The 17,043-nt window shown below is 31.0% G+C and carries 20 protein-coding genes; 7 read left to right on the top strand and 13 right to left on the bottom strand.

Annotation, left to right across the window (positions count from 1 at the left end; genetic code table 11):
* Window positions 1-1,144: tetratricopeptide repeat protein (locus BG20_RS06470; RefSeq protein WP_193353031.1), on the bottom strand; the 1,144-nt coding region annotated here is incomplete at its 3' end.
* Window positions 1,145-1,322: 178 nt separating this feature from the next.
* Between BG20_RS06470 and BG20_RS06465 the strand changes: the two genes are divergently transcribed.
* Window positions 1,323-1,682, top strand: coding sequence for a hypothetical protein (locus BG20_RS06465; RefSeq protein WP_048097116.1), 360 nt, complete (start codon window positions 1,323-1,325; stop codon window positions 1,680-1,682).
* Window positions 1,683-1,694: 12 nt separating this feature from the next.
* Here the strand turns inward: BG20_RS06465 and BG20_RS06460 are convergent, their stop codons facing one another.
* Genes BG20_RS06460 through BG20_RS06450 form a run of 4 tightly spaced genes read right to left on the bottom strand, consistent with a single transcriptional unit; the run spans window position 1,695 to window position 4,246 of the window.
* Complete coding sequence (locus tag BG20_RS06460; RefSeq protein WP_420805933.1) at window positions 1,695-2,534, bottom strand: biotin--[acetyl-CoA-carboxylase] ligase; 840 nt, start codon at window positions 2,532-2,534, stop codon at window positions 1,695-1,697.
* Window positions 2,446-2,697: an HTH domain-containing protein gene (locus BG20_RS14000; protein WP_420805932.1), complete on the bottom strand. Its 252-nt coding sequence runs from the start codon at window positions 2,695-2,697 to the stop codon at window positions 2,446-2,448. Before BG20_RS14000 ends, BG20_RS06460 begins: the two co-directional genes overlap by 89 nt.
* A gap of 50 nt (window positions 2,698-2,747) precedes the next feature.
* Window positions 2,748-3,278 carry a hypothetical protein gene (locus tag BG20_RS06455; RefSeq protein ID WP_010192451.1) on the bottom strand — a complete coding sequence of 177 codons (531 nt, stop codon included), beginning with the start codon at window positions 3,276-3,278 and terminating at the stop codon, window positions 2,748-2,750.
* A gap of 56 nt (window positions 3,279-3,334) precedes the next feature.
* Window positions 3,335-4,246, bottom strand: a complete 912-nt coding sequence (locus BG20_RS06450; RefSeq protein WP_010192449.1) for an NAD-dependent epimerase/dehydratase family protein — start codon at window positions 4,244-4,246, stop codon at window positions 3,335-3,337.
* A gap of 107 nt (window positions 4,247-4,353) precedes the next feature.
* Between BG20_RS06450 and BG20_RS06445 the strand changes: the two genes are divergently transcribed.
* The 3 genes from BG20_RS06445 to BG20_RS06435 all read left to right on the top strand — a co-directional run bounded on the left by BG20_RS06445 (window position 4,354) and on the right by BG20_RS06435 (window position 6,376).
* Window positions 4,354-4,764 (top strand): CoA-binding protein, encoded by a 411-nt coding sequence (locus tag BG20_RS06445; protein ID WP_010192448.1) that lies wholly within the window; start codon window positions 4,354-4,356, stop codon window positions 4,762-4,764.
* Between the two features lie 165 nt (window positions 4,765-4,929).
* Window positions 4,930-5,130, top strand: coding sequence for a hypothetical protein (locus tag BG20_RS13260; protein WP_010192446.1), 201 nt, complete (start codon window positions 4,930-4,932; stop codon window positions 5,128-5,130).
* A 34-nt stretch (window positions 5,131-5,164) separates the two neighbouring features.
* The gene (locus tag BG20_RS06435; protein ID WP_010192444.1) at window positions 5,165-6,376 is read left to right on the top strand and encodes a redox-regulated ATPase YchF; all 1,212 of its coding nucleotides are present in this window, start codon (window positions 5,165-5,167) and stop codon (window positions 6,374-6,376) included.
* A 23-nt stretch (window positions 6,377-6,399) separates the two neighbouring features.
* On the opposite strand, the gene BG20_RS06430 is transcribed toward BG20_RS06435, so the two are convergent.
* The 4 genes from BG20_RS06430 to BG20_RS06415 form a co-directional block, all read right to left on the bottom strand.
* Window positions 6,400-6,588, bottom strand: a complete 189-nt coding sequence (locus BG20_RS06430; RefSeq protein WP_010192442.1) for a hypothetical protein — start codon at window positions 6,586-6,588, stop codon at window positions 6,400-6,402.
* A complete protein-coding gene (locus BG20_RS06425) occupies window positions 6,581-6,865 on the bottom strand; it encodes a hypothetical protein (RefSeq protein WP_010192436.1) in 285 nt (94 codons plus the stop codon). The genes BG20_RS06430 and BG20_RS06425 overlap by 8 nt, the downstream gene beginning before the upstream one ends.
* A gap of 205 nt (window positions 6,866-7,070) precedes the next feature.
* Window positions 7,071-8,069 (bottom strand): TackOD1 domain-containing metal-binding protein, encoded by a 999-nt coding sequence (locus BG20_RS06420; protein ID WP_010192434.1) that lies wholly within the window; start codon window positions 8,067-8,069, stop codon window positions 7,071-7,073.
* Window positions 8,070-8,157: 88 nt separating this feature from the next.
* Window positions 8,158-8,574 carry a response regulator transcription factor gene (locus tag BG20_RS06415; RefSeq protein WP_010192433.1) on the bottom strand — a complete coding sequence of 139 codons (417 nt, stop codon included), beginning with the start codon at window positions 8,572-8,574 and terminating at the stop codon, window positions 8,158-8,160.
* Between the two features lie 103 nt (window positions 8,575-8,677).
* Here BG20_RS06415 and BG20_RS06410 point away from each other — a divergent pair, with 103 nt between their 5' ends.
* Window positions 8,678-9,109: a response regulator transcription factor gene (locus tag BG20_RS06410; protein WP_010192431.1), complete on the top strand. Its 432-nt coding sequence runs from the start codon at window positions 8,678-8,680 to the stop codon at window positions 9,107-9,109.
* Window positions 9,110-9,190: 81 nt separating this feature from the next.
* On the opposite strand, the gene BG20_RS11640 is transcribed toward BG20_RS06410, so the two are convergent.
* The 4 genes from BG20_RS11640 to BG20_RS06390 form a co-directional block, all read right to left on the bottom strand.
* Window positions 9,191-11,953, bottom strand: a complete 2,763-nt coding sequence (locus tag BG20_RS11640) for a PAS domain S-box protein (RefSeq protein ID WP_010192427.1) — start codon at window positions 11,951-11,953, stop codon at window positions 9,191-9,193.
* 359 nt (window positions 11,954-12,312) lie between these two features.
* Window positions 12,313-13,701 carry a cysteine--tRNA ligase gene (cysS, locus tag BG20_RS06400; RefSeq protein ID WP_048097115.1) on the bottom strand — a complete coding sequence of 463 codons (1,389 nt, stop codon included), beginning with the start codon at window positions 13,699-13,701 and terminating at the stop codon, window positions 12,313-12,315.
* A 1-nt stretch (window position 13,702) separates the two neighbouring features.
* On the bottom strand, window positions 13,703-14,494 hold the full coding sequence (locus BG20_RS06395; protein WP_010192422.1) for an NAD+ synthase: 792 nt from the start codon (window positions 14,492-14,494) through the stop codon (window positions 13,703-13,705).
* Window positions 14,495-14,618: 124 nt separating this feature from the next.
* Window positions 14,619-14,921: a Rieske (2Fe-2S) protein gene (locus BG20_RS06390; protein ID WP_010192420.1), complete on the bottom strand. Its 303-nt coding sequence runs from the start codon at window positions 14,919-14,921 to the stop codon at window positions 14,619-14,621.
* Window positions 14,922-14,998: 77 nt separating this feature from the next.
* Between BG20_RS06390 and BG20_RS06385 the strand changes: the two genes are divergently transcribed.
* Together BG20_RS06385 and BG20_RS06380 are read left to right on the top strand one after the other, a co-directional pair.
* A complete protein-coding gene (locus tag BG20_RS06385) occupies window positions 14,999-16,240 on the top strand; it encodes an adenosylhomocysteinase (RefSeq protein ID WP_048097114.1) in 1,242 nt (413 codons plus the stop codon).
* Between the two features lie 36 nt (window positions 16,241-16,276).
* Window positions 16,277-17,043 (top strand): methionine--tRNA ligase (locus BG20_RS06380; protein WP_010192418.1); only part of this gene is annotated, 767 nt, incomplete at its 3' end.

Below are 17,043 nucleotides of genomic sequence, written 5' to 3'. Positions count from 1 at the left end.
CCCATGTGACCCAAACATTTGCTTCTCTTTTTTGATTGGTGATTTCAAATTTAACTTTGGCTTTATGCCCATTACTGCTTAATTCTTGATTTTCCCAAAACAAAAATGAATTTTGTAATGTACTTACATGATTTAATGGCAATCCCGATGGTTGTTCGTTCACAAAAACTTTGTAATGTATAACATACTCATCATCTATAATTTCATATGTTGGATTTGGGAAACTATTTGATGCTACTTTTACCTCTCCTTCAAAATTCCATTTGACATAATCTCTTAGAAATTTCTTTATTACATCTTGACTTGGATTTGGATATTCTATGTATCTTTTTTCGTCTATGATATTGTTTGAAATATTCCGCAGGTATTTCTCAAATAACTTTAATTCTGCTTCTTTTTCTTTTTGAATATCTTCATGTGATTTTTTAATTTCTATTCCTATAATTCCATTCTTCATCATGTATTGTATGCCTACAACAAAGTCTTTATCGCTAATTGCACCTTCTGACCACCATAATGCATTATTTCTAATCCAATCTGGTATTGTATCTTCATTTGACTTCGTTTCTACAATTGGGATATCTATAATTTTATTTTCTATCAGAAACAATAACGCTGATGAGAATTCTTTATCTTCAATTTGTCTTTCTGACCACCATTTTGCCATTGGTTTAACCCAATCTGGAATTATTATGTTGGCTGGTTTTTCTAATTCTATTGGTTTTTTAGTTGGAACGTAAGGATATTTTGTAATTACTTTTTCTGTGAATTCTTTATAATTTTTAATTATAACACTGTCTGGTTTTTTCATTATTGCTTCATTAAAATAATGATTTGCCTCCTGATACTCTCCTAAATTTCCAAAACCAACTCCCATTCCAGTAATTGCAGTAATATCATCTGGTTGATATTGAAGGATTTTGAAGAATTCTAGTAATGATTTTTCATGCTCTCCTAAATTACTAAGTGCAATCGCTTTCATTTTTAACGTAGATATGTTATTTGGGAATTTTACTAAAATATCATCATAAATTAAAATAGCTTCATTGTATTTTCCATTCAAAAGATTTTGATTGGCCTGTTTGAATAAGGTTTGAACATCATTTGCTGTTTGAGCAAAAATTGGAACTAGAATAATATTCAACGACAATACAAGAATGCACATAATAACATATTTCATCACAAATTAACGTCTCGATTTGGGTTATATCTTATTTCTATTTTGTATGAATGATACTACCTTTTTATCATTTTTTTATTTTTAAATTGTAATTGTTGCATTTAGCAAATCTTTAATCTATAAGTAAATATCATTTTTTAGAATGAGTGAATTGGGATTAGGCGAAGTCATTAATGATCTACGCAAAAAAATCTATGATATTAAATTGGACCTAGACCAACTAGGTGGCCCTATCCAAGACATGCCTGAATTAATCACATCTGCAAATCTTTTACGCTCAAATGAGCATCTGACCAAAGTATCTGAAAAGCAATCTGAACTAATATCTGCATATGAACAATATTCAAACTCATTAGAGGATATCACCAAGACTATTTTTGGTATTCAAAACGATCTCAAGAATCTATTAAAAGAACAATCTAAATTGATTTCAGATGGAAAATCTAAAGTTTCCACGCCAAAAAAGAAGAAAATTTCTAAAAGAAAGCCCTCTAAAAAATAATTCCGACTATAGTTATTTTGAAACATGCGTGATGTCCCCTGATGTAACTCGTATGTTTTTATTATTTTCTGATACTACCAATGCTCCATCATCATCAATTTTTATTGCAATCCCTTTGATCTTTCTATTGTCAGTGTTTAATTCTATATTCTGACCAATCGTTGATGATCTTTTGGTATATTCTCTGATAATTTTTTTAGAATCTCCTGAATTCAATAAATTATAGACTTGCTCTAACTCAATCAAAAATGACTGTAACAATGAAATTGGTCTAATTGATTTATTTTGTTCACTTAATGATGCAACACCGTAAAAATTTTCTGTGTCTTTTAAAATTTTTTCAATTTGTTTAACATCTACATTAAAATTGATTCCGACCCCTAGGATTAATTTTTCAATCTTGTTTGATTCTATTGATGCATCAACTAACATTCCTGCTACTTTTTTTCCTTTGATTGTTATGTCATTTGGCCACTTTAATTCTGATTTGATGCCAAGTGTTTTTTCTATTGCATATGATAATCCAAGTGATGAAGCTAATGGAAATAAAGTAATTGCTGATATGTCAAACTTTGGATGCATGATTATGGAAAACCATATGCCTCCTTTTGGGGAAACCCATTTTCTACCAGATCTACCCTTTCCACTGGTTTGTTTTTCTGCAATTATTATTGTTCCATCATCTACATCTGATGCCATCTTCATTGCCTGATTCTGTGTTGAATCTATAGATTCAAAATAATATGCACGCTTTCCAAACTTCTTAGTCTTTAATCCTGATGTTACCTCCCAAGGTAATAATGCATCTGTATTTGATTCTAGTCGATATCCTAGCTTTTGTTTTGATTCTATTTTGTAACCTAACTCCCTTATTTTTTTTGATATGTTTCCATACTGCAACTCTGCTGATTCTCAACACATCGCTCAAATCTTGACCTGAGAGATATTCTGTATTGTGTGCTTTTAGAAATGTTAGTACTTTAACTAAGCCTTGACTGTCGTACGAATTATACATCAATTCTATTTGTTTTTTACATCTTGTATAAAATATCGACTCTATCTAACTTAGAATCCAACATCAAAGTCAAATCCACCACCATCAGAGCCTCCATCAAAACCCCCATCTGATGAAGCATCTCCACCCATGTCACTTGGAATGCTTTCTGCTGGAACATAATCTGTCATCATCATACCCATCATACTAAACATCATTGAGAACATCATCATATCCATTATTCCAAAGAACATCATCATGGGCAGGATTGATTTGTTATCATCCATGTATTCTTTTAATTTTTGTTTATCTCCACTTTTGTATAACATTGACATTTGGTCCCATTTTCCTTGTAATTCATGTATTCTCTCATCTACTTCTTTTGAACCTTTTTCAGTAATCTTAATCTCGATTTTTTTACCCAGCCAACTCTTTTTTTCTTCAACTTCTATTAGCTTTCTTTCTTCTAACTTTTCAAGAATTGAATTAAGTTCCTCTGGATCTATCTGAGCCATTTTTTGTATTTTGTCAAATTTCTTAGCTCCTTTTTTAATTGCTCCAAGTACAATTACGTCCTTTGGCTCATCTGGAGTTGGTTCCATACAATCTAGTTTTTAATATTATTAAAATACTCTGCGATTTTTGATTTATCAATTGATTAATTCAGAAGATTATTTGTTTTTAATTCTGAAATTACGTTTGGTATACCTTGCTGGTATGATGGAAATTTGAATTCATATATTTGTGATATTTTCTTGTTTGATACTTTCATTGATGTGGTTAGTAGTTTTATCAAATCTCCTCCAAGAACCGCCTTTGCGATAAACATAGGAATACTTCCAGGATGGTTTTGCCCAATACTATCTGCGGTAAAATCTACAAATTCTTTGAATTTAACAGATGAATTATCTGCTATGATGTATTCTCCACCTGATGGATTTTTTTCAAAAATCGATATCATGCTCCCTACTGCATCTTCAACATGTACGAATGCTTTGTAATATTCTCCGCCCTTTGGCATTCTGAAAGTATTTTTTAAAAGGCGTTTTACTAACATCTCGTAGAACCAACCTCCTGAACCATACACATCACCAAAGTACACTACTGTAAAATTAATTCCCAATTCTTTACAGTTTTTTTCAAGAAATTTTTGAGCTTCTAATCTAATTTTTACAAAATCTGTATTTGGATCATGTGGGAATGTTTCATCTACTATTTTGTCTAAAGTTTCCCCATATACTCCAAGCCCTGAAATATATGTAAATGATTTAGTCTTATCTTTTATACAATTAAATAATTTTTTTGTTCCTTCTACATTTACTTTTTCTAAAATTTTTTTGTTCCTCTCAAGAGGTGTATGTGATGCCAAATGAAAAACATTTTGAAATTCTATGTTAGAAATGTTTAGCGTAGAATCTGTTAAATCTCCAAAAATAATATTTGACCTTTGATTCCCATTGTTTCCTTTACGAATTAAAGATGATACATCATAATCTTTCTTTATCAATGAATTAACTAATCTAGAACCTATGAATCCTGTTGCCCCTGTAACTAGAATTGACTTATTCACTGCTTTTCTAATTATGATTCACTGTATTTGTATCATGTTTATATGATTTTTACTAGTTGGAACGTTCTTTTTCAAAAATTATATTCCCCGACTAATCTAGAACATTAATGGAACATGATTCTTACACGGATGATGAAATTCGAGAAATTCTTTCACTAAAACGTGTTGCAGTAGTTGGAATGTCCAAAAATGACTATAAGGCAGCACACTATGTCCCAAAATATCTATCTGAAAATGGTTTTGATATAGTTCCAATTAATCCAACCACTGATGAAATTTTAGGCAAAAAATGCTATGATACCATTTCAGATGTTGAAGGAGATATTGATGTACTGGATGTGTTTAGACCATCTGATCTTGTACTGCCAGTAGTACAGGAGGCAATAAAGAAAAAACCTAAAGTTATTTGGCTACAAGAGGGAATTCATAATTTACAAGCCGAAGAACTAGCAAGAAAAAATGGGATTAAAATTGTATTTAATAGATGCATGCTAGCAGAACATCAGAGACTTTTCTAAGTATGACTTTTGATTCTTTTTACAATGATTTAATTGAATTAGCAAGTAAACATGAGAAAAATAATACTCCGTTAAAAAGTTGAAAAAGATCCAGAATTTAATATCGTCAAAGTTTTTGGTGAAAATATAACCGCTTTAGCAAGAGCTAAAAATGGATTAAATGACATGTCTGAGCTTGCATATGCAACCGCAGAACATCACCCTTACTGGAATCTTATTTACAGTTGTTCTGAAATAGCTAATACTGTTCTAGAAAAATGGAAAAACAACCTATCAAAAAAAGATATAGATGACATAGAGTGGGCAATCAAAGAATTACACCAATCTCTTGAAAAAATTAGAGAAAAAAATCATGATTCAATCTAGGCAGAGATAAATATTCTTAAGGTGCAACAAAATCATGCCAATCAAACTAGGGTTAATAGGTAAAACAAATACTGGAAAAACTACTTTTTACAATGCTGCAACCTTATCTTCTGAGGAGATTTCGTCTTATCCATTTACAACTAAAAAACCTGTTTCTGGAATCGCACATGCAATTACGTTATGCGTTCATCCTGAATTCAAAATACAAGACAATCCAAATAATTCAAAATGCGTTGAAGGTTGGAGATACATTCCAGTTGAACTGATTGATCTGCCTGGTTTGATCAAAGATGCATGGAAAGGTAAGGGTTTGGGGAATCAATTCTTATCTATTGCGGCACAATCTGATGCACTACTTCATGTAGTTGATGCATCTGGAGGAATAGATTCTTCTGGTAAGATAAGCGAGGTTGGAAGTGGTGATCCAATATCTGATTTTGCAGACATTGAAGAGGAGCTAACAATGTGGTATCATAAAATTTTGGAAGGAAACCGAGATAAAGTTTCAAAATTAATTCGAAATGGCTCTGGAATTATTGATGCCATTACTGATTTGTATCGTGGCATAGGTGTCAATAAAACACATGTAAAGGATGCCTTGACTACTCTTGGTCTTGAAGAAAAAGAATTTGATAATCTTGATATGTTTGACACAAAAAAACTCGCAACATATCTTAGAAAAATTTCAAAGCCGACATTAATTGTTGCAAATAAAATTGATGTTGAAGGCGCAGACAAAAATTTTGCTAGACTAAGAGAACGTTATAATGATTCAATTGTAATCCCTGTTAGTGGTGACAGTGAATTCAGTCTAAGGCGGGCTGAACAAAAAGGACTGATCAAATATTCTCCAGGTTCTGAACAATTTGAAATAATTAAATCTGAAGATCTTAATGAAAAACAAATCAATGCACTGGATTTCATAAAAAAAGGAATAATGGGTGAATATATGAGAACAGGTGTTCAATTTGCAATAAATGTCGCAGTATTCAAACTTCTAAAGATGAATTCAATTTACCCTGTGGCTGATGAGAGTAATCTTTCAGATAAAAAAGGTCGTATACTGCCTGATTTGATATTGCTTAAAGCAGGAGCAACCATTGCAGATCTCGCAAAAGAGATTCATACTGATCTTACTAAAGGACTTCTTTATGGAAAAGATTTGAGATATAATCTAAGATTACCTGTAGATTATCAACTAAGAGATAGAGATGTTGTATCTTTAGTTAGTGCTTCAAAAAAATAACTCGCCTTTTGCCTATTTTGTAATTATTTGGTATATTGACCTACGATGTTATTTTTACTATCGACATAATTTCCACAAGTTTCGCAGAGCCAGTCTGTCTCGTTTTTCTCTTTAACCCATTTTGGCAATCTTCTGCTGTTACATTTTTTACAAAATAGTGACATGCTTGATTGTTTCTCTTCTCCTATTTGTACTGGCGTTAATCTAATCATGTTTTGTGCTGTTTATGACCTGTTTTTCCCTTCTTTTTTTAATTAAGCTAAACATTATCATTCCTACATTGATAATTGACACAATTTCAATCAAATCCACACCATACAACAACCAATCTATCGCTGGATGTACTCTTGATATCACACCTGCTTGTAACATCATATCTGCATTCCAAATCATATGTGGAATCTGAATGAATTGTATTATTGCAATTATTATTATGCTTCCTAAAATTTTATTTTCATACCAATTCCAAAATTTGCTCCATGCATTCATGGATAATTTTCTTTTTAATAATTATTAAACAATGTGAAAATTAGATGCAACTAATTAGACTGGACTAACTACTAGTTTTCCTAACTTAATATCTGTATTTTCCTAGACTCCATCGTAATAATTTTTGTAATTCAATTAACTCCAATCGATTCAGTGAATTGAGCATATTAGTAAGGAAATTGAATTAGTATCAAATTTTGATTTTTTATTCATTCATTAACAAAAACTTTTCAGTTTCAATCAATTTTGCTTTGTTTAAAGAAAATTCTGTATTGCATTTTTTACACGAATATGTTGATTTCGGTTCTGCGAATTGTTCATTACATTCATCACAAATAAAATATTCTTGTATTTTTCTATAATCTACACCCAAAGCGGTTAATTCTTTCTTACAATTTGGACAAATATCGTTTTCATATTTACTTTCTAAAGATACATTGCCACAAGAATAATGCTCAATCAAATCTTTTTGTGAGAATTTCTCTAAATTACAATTAGGACACAAAAAATGTTGTTCGACTAAAACTGATTTACAACTAGTACATGATATAATTTTTATTTTTCCAATATTTTTTGCTTTGTTGTTAGATTCTAAGAACTCTAGAAATTCCTTTATTGCCTTAGAATTAGTTCCTATTAGTTCTGATAATTCTAAAACACTGCTATTTTTTCTTGTAGATAATAATGTTTGAATTATGCTTTGAGTTTGATATTCTTTGTCATCTGGATATTCCTGTTTTATTTTTTCAATTATGGATGTAATTTTTGGCATAGATAGAGGCATCTCTAAAACATCGTATGCTCCTTGCACTAATGCTTTATTTGTTAGATTGTTTTCTTCAGGAGATTTTAATAAAATTATTTTAGTGTGTGGATTTGTATCCAGTATCGATAAAACAGTTTTCATAATTGATGGATCATCTGAAATAAATGATAGAAAAATTATTGCTTCTTCGTAATTTTCATGAATTTGTTTAAAAATATGTAGTCCCTGCTCTGTGTTTTCGCAAAATTTAATTTTGTTGAATCCAATTTTTTTTAACATTGATGTCAATTGTAAACAAATTACTTGACTTTTTTCAATTACTATAATACTCTTATCTGTTAACTTCGTTCTTTTGAATAGTTCAAGTTCTAAGTGAATCCCTTGTAACTTGTCATTATATGTGATACAATCATTGTTTAATTTTGTATCTATTGACATTTTAGTACTACATGATTATCTGTTAAATACTTCATTTGACATTGTGTTTTTAATATGTACAAACAGTTTGTTGATGACATCTGTAGAACTAATTTAGAATCGTTTTAGTTGAAAAATTTTCAACTGTACTCAATAATTTTTGAAGTGAAATAGGTTTGAATATAATTTCATGTATGTTGTATCCTTTTAGCTGGTCCAGTTCTTTATCAGAAAGAGTGGATGCGGTGATTACAATTATCTTGGATGTATCAAAATTTTTCTGTTTTAAATCTTCGAGTATGTCAAAACCACTCAATTTAGGCATGGTCAAATCCAGGAAAATTAAATCAAAATTTTCATTTTGAATTTTTTTTATCCCTAATTCGGGATCATGCTCATAACTATATGCATGCTTTTTCATAGTCAATATTTTTGAAAAAACATCCGTTATCTTTGGGGCATCTTCAACTTGTAAAATTCTCATATTTGGACTGTACTTTGATTGGTCATATTCCCATGTGTGCACATTTTAAACACGCTAACTTGATTTGACATTTTTAAAATCTCCTTCGATGTTTGTATTAAAAAATTAAACAATTAAATAAATTGACTAAATCAAAACATGAACTGTGTCTAAAAAATTTCCAATAGTTCTGATAATAGATGATGCCCAAAAATTTAGAGAGTTTTGTGAGTTTGTCATAAAAAGAACTACTAAATGGATTCGTGTTTATGTTGCAAAAGATGGGCTTGAAGGTCTAAAAATGTATGAGCAGTATGAGCCTGATTTGATTCTATTGGATCTGAACATGCCTAAAGTAGATGGATTTGATGTTTTAAAATATATTATTAAAAAAGACAAGAATACAAAAATTATTGTGACTACGTCTTATGATGATAGCCAAGAAAACATTAATCGCGTGATCAAACTTGGTGCCATTTCTTTTCTTGCAAAACCTATGAACCACATAATATTAATGAAAACTGTCTCTGATGCATTATACAATGGGAAAACAACTGGATTGAATAATGTCAAATCTACAGTATCGAATCTACATTAATTCTAACCTTTATATCAAAAATCATACAAATCTAGTTTTTCTATGATGTGTTTGTCTAATTCTATTATAATTTTAGAATCTTTAATTTAGTGTATTCTGCATTGAAATTTTTGGATTTGGGTATTCCTTTTGAAATTCAGACTCTATCTGTGGTTTGTTCTTTGGAAGTGAAAAATAAAATACAGTTCCTTCTCCAATTTTACTTTCAAACCAAATATTTCCTCCCATACCTATAACTAAGCCTTGACAAATTGAAAGACCGAGTCCTGAGCCACCGTGTTCTCTTGTGGTTGAAGTATCAACCTGATAAAATTTTTTAAAGACATGTTTTTGATTTTCTTCTGATATTCCAATTCCGTTATCACGCACAGAAAATATCAATGAGTCACCCTTTTCTGAAACATTTATTATTATTTTCCCATCGTTTGGACTTACAAAGTCTACTGAATTGTTAACCATGTTTTTCAATATCTGAATGATTCTTTTTTCATCTCCATACATAGTGTCCATTTTCTGCGATGTATTTTCAAGTATGACTCCCTTTTTCTCACATATTTTTTGTGATTGTTCATACACATTATTCATAAGTTCATCAACATCGATTTTTTTATGGGAGAATTTTAACTGGTTTAAATCTAGTTTATATGAATCAAAAATATCTCCAACTAGACATGTTAACTCATCTGCCGCATTTGAAATAGTGTTTATTGCTTCAAGCTGCTCCTCACTTAATTTGCCCATTATGTTTTCATCCTTTAAAGCTCCTGCCCAAAGTGTTATTGGTGTAAGAGGTGTCTTTAATTCATGTGAGATCATAGTCATAAACTCTTCTTTTAATTTGTCAACTTTTTTGTTCTCTTCTAGAGATATGGATAACTGTTCTTCTGTGTTCTTCTGCTTTGTAATGTCTGTTCTGATGGCAATGTACCTTTCCGGTTTACCGTCGTGTCCCAACAAAGGTGTTATCGAAGTTTTAACCCAATAATAAGTTCCATCTTTTGCTTTATTCTTAATATCACCAGTCCATACTTTTCCTGAAGATATTGTCTCCCAAAGTTTTTTGAAAAATTCATGAGAATGAAATTCTGATTTTAACAATCTGTGGTTCTTCCCAATCAACTCTTCTCTGGAATATTTTGAAATTTCACAAAATTTGTCATTTACAGAAATAATCCTTCCTTGGTTATCTGTAATTGCTACAATTGCCGATTCATCTAATGCATTTGTTATTTTCTCTAATTCTGATGACTTGTGGGAAAGAGAGGCCAACGCTGTGGATAACTGTTCTTCAGTTCTCTTCTGTTCTGTAATGTCTGTTCTGATGGCAATATATTCATCAATATCTCCATAATCGTCTAACAATGGCGCAATTATGCTTTTAACCCAATATTGAGAACCATCTTTTGCGATATTTTTAATGTCCCCTCTCCAGACCCCTCCTTTTGAGATTACAGACCAAATTCCACTGTAGAATTCTTTTGGGTGATGAGTAGATTTTAAAATTCGATGATTTTTGCCAATCAATTCCTCTGCTTTGTATTTTGAAACATCACAAAATTTTTCATTAACATATATGATATTCCCATTTTTATCCGTAATTGAAACTAGAGAGTGTTTGTCTATTGCAGATTTATAATCTTGTAGTCTTTGGGAACGTTTTTTTAATTCCTCTTGAAGTCCTTCGTTTTTTGATTTTAATAGAACACGCATACGCTCAAATTTAATTCCAAGTTCGCCAAATTCATCGGCGGTATCAAGTGATATCCTGCGATCTAAAATTCCAGATGCCAAATCATCAGATGATTTTGATAATACACGTAAGGGAAGAACAATAGATCTTGAAATTAATAATCCTAGTAAAACTATTCCAATTGTAACAACTAGAGATAACACTGAAATCAAGAAAATAAAGGAATTAATTGATGAAAAAAACTTTTTAGGATCTTGTTCAATTACTATTGCTAAACCCGTGTTAGTATCTGAATTTATTTTTATTTTATCTGAGATTGATACAAATCTTGAATCATTGTCTATTAACCCGTATTCATTATTTGTAAATCCTTCCAATAATAATGCTGAAAATGGATGGTCTGATGTTGTGTATATTATATTTTTTTTATCATCAATTAGATAAATATCAATATCTTCAGAAACAAAATGCTCATTACTTTTTACTAGTATGTTCAAAAATTCTTTAGAATCATACACTGCTTTTATCACTCCTATAAAATTACCTGAATCGTCTGTAATTTTTTGTGAAATATCTAAAGAATACACTCCTGAACTTTGATCGTAATTTATTGAACTAATGTGCATGCCATTATTCCTAGCTGTTATCCACCATGATTCGTCACTCTGTAGATAATCTGAAGTTTTTCCAGTTTCCCCAACGTTTACCCCATAAGAGTTTGTAACAAAAATTTCAGCATAAATCTTGTTTTCATGTTCATTTAAATAGAAATTTAATTTTTGATTTAATGCCTCTGATGCCGGATTATTTATAACTTCATTAATAAAATTTGTCTCTTCAGAAAAATTATTTCTCCATATTTCATCTCTCGATTCTATTGTTGATTTTATATCATGAAGAGAATCATAAAAAGAATTTGACTTTTTAATTTCTTGAATTATTGTTGGGTTTTTACTCAATTCCTTTATTTCATCAACTCTATATTTAATATCGTTAATGAGATTACCTCCAACTTCATTTGAAAAATTTATTGTTTTTTCACCTTCAGATTTTACCAATGTATTTTTTGTAAAATCAATTGAAATAAAAGCAACTGTACTAACTATGATCCCAATTAAAACATATGATACAATTAATTTATGAGATATTTTCAATTAATTTAACACCCATTTGTGAAATTCTTTGAATATCTGTTTAAAATAAAAAATGACTCTTTAAAACCTAATACGCGATTAATTTCTAGAATTTTTGTAATAATTTTAGATGTCTGCAATATCATTCATGCCTAAGATATATGTAAAACAATAAGTTTGTATGAATTAAACATACACGTTCATCTAACTTTTTTCATTTTAAATTACAGCCATTACAAGAAAGTCTAAATTTTAATTAAACTTTCTATTTCAAAAGTATGATTGTTTGTATAAATGTGAAGATATTTTTGTTCTGATCTTTTCTTGATATTCTTCTAATGCCCATGTCTTTCATTGTTAATGATACTTTTTCGATACCTCTATTGATCTGCTTTAATCTTTTCTTTTCTTACCCAGATTGTCTTACCTTTATGATCAATTAATTCAATATTCATCTCATTAAGTTTATCTCTAATTCTATCAGCATCTTGAAATTTTTTTTCTTTTCTTAATTGTTCCCTTGAATTGATTAAATTGTTAATTTCCTGTTTTTCATCAAGTGTGATCTTTGGTATTGCCAATCCTAAAACTTTAAGCATTCTTTCAAATTCTGGAATGATTATTTTTGCATCGTTTGTAGTTAATTTTTCTTCAGCTGCTAAATAGTTGACTTCTTTTACAAGTTTAAAAAAAGCTGATAAAGCTAAATGTGTGTTCAAATCCGATTCTAATGCACTATCAAATTCTTTGCTTATTTTTTCTATTACTGATTTGATCTCACTGTGATTTTCATTGTTTGCATGAATTAATTCATAGTAACAAATTTCAGCTTGACGCCATTTTGTTAGATTTTCTTTTAGTAATTCTTCAGAATAGTCTATAGGTTTTGAATAATGCCCTGATAAACAAAATAATCTGATGATGTTTGGCCCCCAATTCTCCAAAACATGTTTTATCGTTCTTATATTCCCAAGCGATTTTGACATTTTCTCACCGTTAATTGTGACCATACCTACATGCATCCAGATTTTTGCAAATTGTTTTGATGTAAAAGATTCTGACTGTGCAATTTCATTTTCGTGATGAGGAAATATTAGATCTCTACCTCCACCATGAATGTCGAAATTTTCTCCAAGGTATTTTATGCTCATGGCAGAGCATTCTATGTGCCACCCGGGCCTGCCTTTACCCCAAGGACTATCCCAAACCGGTTTTACATCTGAGAATTTCCATAACGCAAAGTCTAGTGGATCTTTTTTTGCTTCATCTACTTCTATTCTTGCGCCAGATTGTAGCTCATCTATCTTCTTTTTTGATAACTTGCCATATTGAGAGAACTTTGATACTGAAAAATATACTCCGTTTTTTGAAACATATGCAATATCTTTTTGAATCAGTTTTTCAATGAAATTCTCAATATCCTTTATGTGCTCAGTAGCTTTTGGATAATTTGATGCTCGTTTTACGTTCAGTCCATCAAAATCTTTGTAATAACCTTCGATGTATTTTGAACTGATTTGTTCAGCAGTTGTATTTTCTAATTTTGCACGGTTAATTATTTTATCGTCTACATCAGTAAAATTCTGAATAAACTTTACCTCTACTCCCTTACTTTCTAGGTATTTTCTTAGTACATCAAAAATAATTATTGTTCTTGCATGACCAATGTGTGATTCATCATAAACTGTTACACCACACAGGTAGATTTTTACCATTTTTGAAATATCTAATGGTTGCTCTGAATCGCTTAACGTGTCTTGTAGTTTCATTTTAATCTTCAAATGGTCTTTGTTGCATCTCTCTTTTGTGCATGCTGTCCAGATATAGTTTGTATACTTTATCTACAGATTGTTTTTCAATTTGTAATGTTTCTGCTGTTTTTTCAATAGACAATTTTTTCTCAAAAATACAATAAAGTATAGAATCTATCTCCTCATATTGTGCTCCTATCTCTTTTTCAGCCTCGTGTTCTTTCCATAGATGAGGGCTACTCTTTTTTTCGATAATGTTTTTCGGTATGCCTAAAACTTTGGCAATTTCTCTTACTTGTAATTTGTATAATGAAATTATCGGAACAATGTCTGATGCTCCGTCACCATATTTTGTAAAGTATCCAATCAAATACTCACTTTTATCGCTTGAACCTAGTACTAGGTAGTTTTTCATATTAGCATAATAGTATAAGATATTTGTTCTAATTCGTGCCCTAAGATTTCCCTTCGCGCGTTCATTTGGTTCTAAATAGTTTGAATACTCATTTACAATAGGTTTGATGTCGACTAGTTTGTATTCTAAACCTGTAAGTGAAATCATTTTCATTGCGTCTTCTGTTTCAGTTCTTGGTGTAATTTGAGTATCTGGCATTATTATTGCAAGTGTTTTCTCTTTGAGAATTCTCTTACAAATGTATGCTACCACCGCAGAGTCTATGCCACCACTTAGACCAAGAATCACTCCATTTGATTTACTTTTCTCAAGTTGTTGTACCAAAAACTCTTCGATTTTATTTATGATCTTTGTATAATCCTGATTAATGATTTCATCTATGATCTTTTGATTCATTAGATTCTTTTCATAATTCATAAGAATAAAAGTTATGGCAGAATTAAATCAAAATCAATTCCTTTTAAGTTCAATCATGTCTAATTTGTAATCATTTAAAAATTATCGATTGAATGAGACAAATCTAAATGTCTATGTAAATTCCATCATTTCTAGCTTCTACAGGATATGTAGCCAATTTCACATCTTTTAGATAGTCTTTTAGTTCTCCTGTCTTGATATTATAATGCCAAAAGTGCAGCGGGCATTCTACAATATCTCCTTCTAGTTTGCCTGGTGCAATTGAGCCATCTTGATGAACACAAAGATCATCTATTGCATGATATCCGTCCTGATTAAATATTGCAACCTGTTTTCCATCAATTTTAAACGCCTTGCCTTTTCCAGCTGCAATCTCTGTTTTTTCTGCAATTTTCTTCCAAGCCATATTGATGATTTTATAATTTTGTCATTTATTTAGATTCGCATGATAGAATTTTATACTCTTTCTGATGCCAAAATTCATTGAGTAAGGTAAAGACGAGCAAGAAGTTGGTTCAAGACGGTAAACTGTCTTATGAATGGGCTCGATCTCATATGCAAATTTTAGATAATACCATTAACCGTTTAAAAAAATCAAAACCTCTTAAAGGAATCACTTTGGGATTTTGTCTGCATATAACAAAGGAAACATCTGTTCTTTTAATGGGTGCAAAAGAACTTGGAGCAACAGTTGCATGTTGTGGAGGAAATCCACTTACAACACAAGATGACATTGCTGCATTTTTGGCATCACAAGGAATTCATGTTTATGCATGGCACGGTCAATCTGTAAAAGAGTATGATTGGTGTATTGATCAAGTGTTGAATCATAAACCAACTATCTTGACTGATGATGGAGCAGACATGAATGTAAAAGCACACTTTGATAACAGATACAAGAATATGAAAATACTTGGTGCAACTGAAGAAACAACTGCAGGTGTAACTAGAATAAGAGCAGTTGAAAATCAAGGCAAACTCCGTTATCCTGTAATTTTAGTAAATGAAGCATATACAAAACACATGTTTGATAATCGATATGGTACTGGACAAAGTACTATTGATGGATATTTACGCGCAATGAATTTACTTATGGCATCTAAGAGAGTTGTAGTTGTTGGTTACGGTTGGGTAGGACGCGGTGTTGCAGCAAGATGTCATGGAATGGGTTCCAAAGTAATTGTAACTGAGATTGATCCTGTTAAGGCATTAGAAGCTCACATGGATGGATTTGAAGTAATGCCGATGGCACAGGCTTGCAAATTAGGTGATATTTTCATTACATGTACTGGAATGACTAGTGTAATTAGAAAAGAACACATTTTACAAATGAAAAATGGTGCTATAATGGGAAATGTTGGTCACTTTGATGTTGAAATTGATAGTAAATTTTTACTAAAGGAATCAAAATCTGTACGACGAGTTAGACCAAATCTAGATGAATGTACTTTGAAAAATGGCAAGTATGTCTATCTTATTGGTGAAGGAAGATTAGCAAATCTTGTTGCAGCAGAAGGCCACCCTCCAGAAGTAATGGCGCAATCATTTTCTAATCAAATTTTATCTGTTTTGTATATTCTCAAAAATCATGCAAAAATTGGCAATAAAATTATCAATGTTCCAGAAGAGATTGATAAACAAGTTGCAGTTGACGCTCTAAAAGCAATGGATGTGAAAATAGATAAACTCACACCACAACAAGTAAAGTATGCTCAAAGTTGGTAAACTTCTTAACTCCAATTCTGATTCAAAGTATCACTGATGAATAACAAAGCAATCATTACAAGCGCACTACCCTATGCAAATGGGGAAATCCATCTAGGGCATGTTGCATCAACATATTTACCTGCTGATGTTACCACAAGATTTCTAAAATTAAAAGGCGTAGAAGCCTACTATTTTTGTGCATCTGATGACTTTGGAACTCCTATTCTGATACAGTCTGAAAAGGAAGGAAAGACTCCTTCTGAATATGTTGCACATTGGAATAAACGTGATTATGATGATTTTACTGCATTTGGAATTGATTTTGATTTTTTCTACAAAACAAGTTCTTCAGAAAACATTGCTTTTGTTCAAGATGTATTTAAAAAACTAAACAATGCTGGGCATATTTACGAAAAAGAAATTATTCAGTTTTATTGTAACAATGATAAAAAATTTCTTCCTGATAGATATGTTAAAGGTGTCTGTCCTTATTGTAATGCTATTGATCAATACTCTGATCTGTGTGAGAGTTGTGGACGTGTTCCAGAAGAAATCTCTGACCCCAAGTGTTCTATTTGTGGACAAACACCTACCAAAGAAAAAACAACTCATTTCTTTTTTAAACTAAAAAATTTTGGTGATGCTCTTTACAAATGGTTAGATGAAAACGAAAATCTACAAAAAGATGTAAAAAAATATGTTCAAAACTGGATTAAATCTGGTCTTATCGATTGGGATATCACACGTGATATCTCTTGGGGCGTTCCAGTACCGGTTGATGATGCAAAAGACAAAGTATTCTATGGTTGGTTTGATAATCA

The organism is Candidatus Nitrosarchaeum limnium BG20 (assembly GCF_000241145.1).
Classification (GTDB): domain Archaea; phylum Thermoproteota; class Nitrososphaeria; order Nitrososphaerales; family Nitrosopumilaceae; genus Nitrosarchaeum; species Nitrosarchaeum limnae.
Note: the sequence above shows the minus strand (reverse complement) of the source record. Positions and strands in the feature narration are given on the sequence as shown.

Excerpts from the sequence above, each read along its gene's own strand:
- BG20_RS06390 (WP_010192420.1), bottom strand. The coding sequence starts at position 14,921 with ATGGCTTGGAAGAAAATTGCAGAAAAAACAGAGATTGCAGCTGGAAAA.
- BG20_RS14000 (WP_420805932.1), bottom strand. The coding sequence starts at position 2,697 with ATGTATAATTCGTACGACAGTCAAGGCTTAGTTAAAGTACTAACATTT.
- BG20_RS06425 (WP_010192436.1), bottom strand. The coding sequence starts at position 6,865 with ATGAATGCATGGAGCAAATTTTGGAATTGGTATGAAAATAAAATTTTA.
- BG20_RS06430 (WP_010192442.1), bottom strand. The coding sequence starts at position 6,588 with ATGATTAGATTAACGCCAGTACAAATAGGAGAAGAGAAACAATCAAGC.
- BG20_RS06435 (WP_010192444.1), top strand. The coding sequence starts at position 5,165 with ATGCCAATCAAACTAGGGTTAATAGGTAAAACAAATACTGGAAAAACT.
- BG20_RS06445 (WP_010192448.1), top strand. The coding sequence starts at position 4,354 with ATGGAACATGATTCTTACACGGATGATGAAATTCGAGAAATTCTTTCA.
- BG20_RS06420 (WP_010192434.1), bottom strand. The coding sequence starts at position 8,069 with ATGTCAATAGATACAAAATTAAACAATGATTGTATCACATATAATGAC.
- BG20_RS06465 (WP_048097116.1), top strand. The coding sequence starts at position 1,323 with ATGAGTGAATTGGGATTAGGCGAAGTCATTAATGATCTACGCAAAAAA.
- BG20_RS13260 (WP_010192446.1), top strand. The coding sequence starts at position 4,930 with ATGTCTGAGCTTGCATATGCAACCGCAGAACATCACCCTTACTGGAAT.
- BG20_RS06455 (WP_010192451.1), bottom strand. The coding sequence starts at position 3,278 with ATGGAACCAACTCCAGATGAGCCAAAGGACGTAATTGTACTTGGAGCA.
- BG20_RS06395 (WP_010192422.1), bottom strand. The coding sequence starts at position 14,494 with ATGAATCAAAAGATCATAGATGAAATCATTAATCAGGATTATACAAAG.
- cysS (WP_048097115.1), bottom strand. The coding sequence starts at position 13,701 with ATGAAACTACAAGACACGTTAAGCGATTCAGAGCAACCATTAGATATT.